We start from the raw sequence: 2310 nt of genomic DNA, 5'->3' as shown, positions 1-2310 counted from the left end.
CACGAAGGAAAAAAGCTCTTTTTTCTATGGAAATGATAAATTTGAAGCTGACAGTAATCAAGCTATTTTTATAAATTTATCAGTCAATGACAACTATTTTAGCTATAGAAACAAGTTGTGATGAAACGTCTGTGGCAATTGTTAAGAATCATCAAGTTTTAAGTAATATCGTAAAGTCACAAATTAATATTCACAGTTTTTATGGAGGTGTGGTCCCAGAAATAGCTTCACGGCAACATTTAGAAATAATCAATCAGGCGATCGCTCAGGCTTTTACAGAGATAGATTTAGATTGGCCAGATATTGATGGTATTGGAGCTACTTGTGCCCCTGGTTTGGTTGGCGCTTTGTTAGTGGGAATAACGGCAGCAAAAACTCTGGCTATTGTCCATGAAAAGCCATTTGTGGGAGTGCATCATTTAGAAGGTCATATTTACGCGACTTATCTTAGTCAACCAGAATTAAGACCACCTTTTCTCTGTTTGTTGGTTTCTGGGGGCCATACAAGTTTAATTTATGTCAAAGATTGTGGTGTTTATGAAACATTAGGCCAAACAAGGGATGATGCTGCAGGAGAAGCTTTTGATAAGGTGGCTAGATTATTGAAACTTGGCTATCCGGGAGGCCCCATAATTGATAAATTGGCAGCAGAGGGTAATAGATCGGCTTTTTCTCTACCTGAAGGGAAAATTTCTTTACCTGAAGGTGGCTATCACCCCTATGATTGTAGTTTCAGTGGACTAAAAACTGCTGTGTTGCGATTAATTCAAAAATTGGAAACAGAAGGCCATGAATTATTACCTGAGTCTTCAATAACTAAGGACATTGCAGCTAGCTTTCAAGAAACTGTAGCGAAGGGGTTAACAAAAAGAGCGATCGCCTGTGCGCTAGATTATGGATTAAATACAATTGCGATTGGTGGAGGTGTAGCTGCAAATAGTGGGTTGCGATGGCACTTAAGTAGAGCAGCAAGTAAGAATAATTTACAGGTACTATTTCCTCCCCTCAAATTCTGTACAGATAATGCGGCCATGATTGGTTGTGCGGCGGCTGACCATCTGAGTCGAGGCCACATTTCATCTCTGAACTTAGGAGCTAGTTCTCGAATGGCCATAAAAGATGTGATGGAGTTGTATAGCGCTATGCGCTAGGGAATAAGTGAGCTGTAACAAGTATGACACGGGGACACGGGGACGCGGGGACACGGGGACATCGAGACACGGGGACGCGGGGACGGGTCGATTTGAGGTGAAACAGGCAACGGTTTCGGCCATTTTATGTGAAGAAATTTTCTTGAATTTCAGTAGAAAATTTCAGTAAATTGAGGCCAATAAGAGCCAATAACTAGGAGATAAATTGAATATAAAAAGCCCTATTACAATGAATAATTGATAGTTGATAATTGGGGTTTGCTGAAAAAGTCTTTTAGTAGGAGACAGGAGAAATGGGAATTATAGAAGAGATAGTCGGAAAAATTGTCCCAATATTTTTCTGCCATAATCGTCTCAAAGTACTAGCTTTTTGCAGCTCTTTGAGCTGAAAAGCTGGCACTTTTTTCGACAAAAAAATGCTTTAACCAATATCAGTTAATGCAATGAACTTAGCTATCCTGACTTTTAGCTTTATGAGCGCAAGCCTTAATAATTAATAATTAATTATTAATTATTAATTGTTGAACCTATTTTCTGCACAATTTAAAATTAAGACTCCTACATCAGTAATGAAAATTAGAAACGCTGAAGAAAAAGATTTAGCCGTAATTGTAGAAATTTATAATGCTTCAATTCCTAGTCGTATTGCTACTGCAGATCTAGAATTTATATCAGTTGAAAGTCGTATTCCTTGGTATCAAGAACACTCACCTGATAGTCGTCCAATTTGGGTGATAGAATTAGATGAAAAAATTGTTGGGTGGCTGAGTTTTCAGTCTTTTAATGGCAGAGCTGCATACAAAGCTACAGCAGAAGTGAGCATATATATTGCTCCTGAATATAAAGGTAAAGGAATAGGGAAAAAATTACTTTCAGAGGCAATTTTGTACAGTCCTAAATTAGGAATCAATACTTTACTGGGTGTTATATTTGCTCATAACCAGCCTAGTTTAAAGTTATTTGATAAGTTTGGTTTTCAACGTTGGGGTTATTTACCAAAAGTGGCTAATTTAGATGGTACGAAGCGAGATGATGAACTACCCCGCCGTGTAGACGGACGGGGTTTCTAAGTCCCCGTCAACAAAGTCCGCACTTTGAGATTTTGAGCGCTTCATTTGCCCCAGTTGCCTCATCGAGCCTGTATGTTTACGGGTCGAAT

2 protein-coding genes are annotated in these 2310 nt (G+C 38.7%); both read left to right on the top strand.

Annotation, left to right across the window (positions count from 1 at the left end; all coding sequences use genetic code 11):
* The first annotated feature begins 86 nt into the window (after positions 1–86).
* Entirely contained in the window at positions 87–1151 is a 1065-nt protein-coding gene (tsaD, locus tag F6K13_RS29065; RefSeq protein WP_124143072.1) for a tRNA (adenosine(37)-N6)-threonylcarbamoyltransferase complex transferase subunit TsaD, read from the top strand.
* A 569-nt stretch (positions 1152–1720) separates the two neighbouring features.
* Positions 1721–2221: a GNAT family N-acetyltransferase gene (locus F6K13_RS29060; RefSeq protein WP_124143073.1), complete on the top strand. Its 501-nt coding sequence runs from the start codon at positions 1721–1723 to the stop codon at positions 2219–2221.
* Positions 2222–2310: the final 89 nt, after the last annotated feature.

The sequence above is a fragment of the Okeania sp. SIO2B9 genome (genome assembly GCF_010672505.1).
Lineage (GTDB): Bacteria > Cyanobacteriota > Cyanobacteriia > Cyanobacteriales > Microcoleaceae > Okeania > Okeania hirsuta.
This window is presented reverse-complemented; position numbering and strand designations above follow the sequence as displayed.

Coding starts and splice junctions, on each gene's coding strand:
- tsaD (WP_124143072.1), top strand. CDS start 87: ATGACAACTATTTTAGCTATAGAAACAAGTTGTGATGAAACGTCTGTG.
- F6K13_RS29060 (WP_124143073.1), top strand. CDS start 1,721: ATGAAAATTAGAAACGCTGAAGAAAAAGATTTAGCCGTAATTGTAGAA.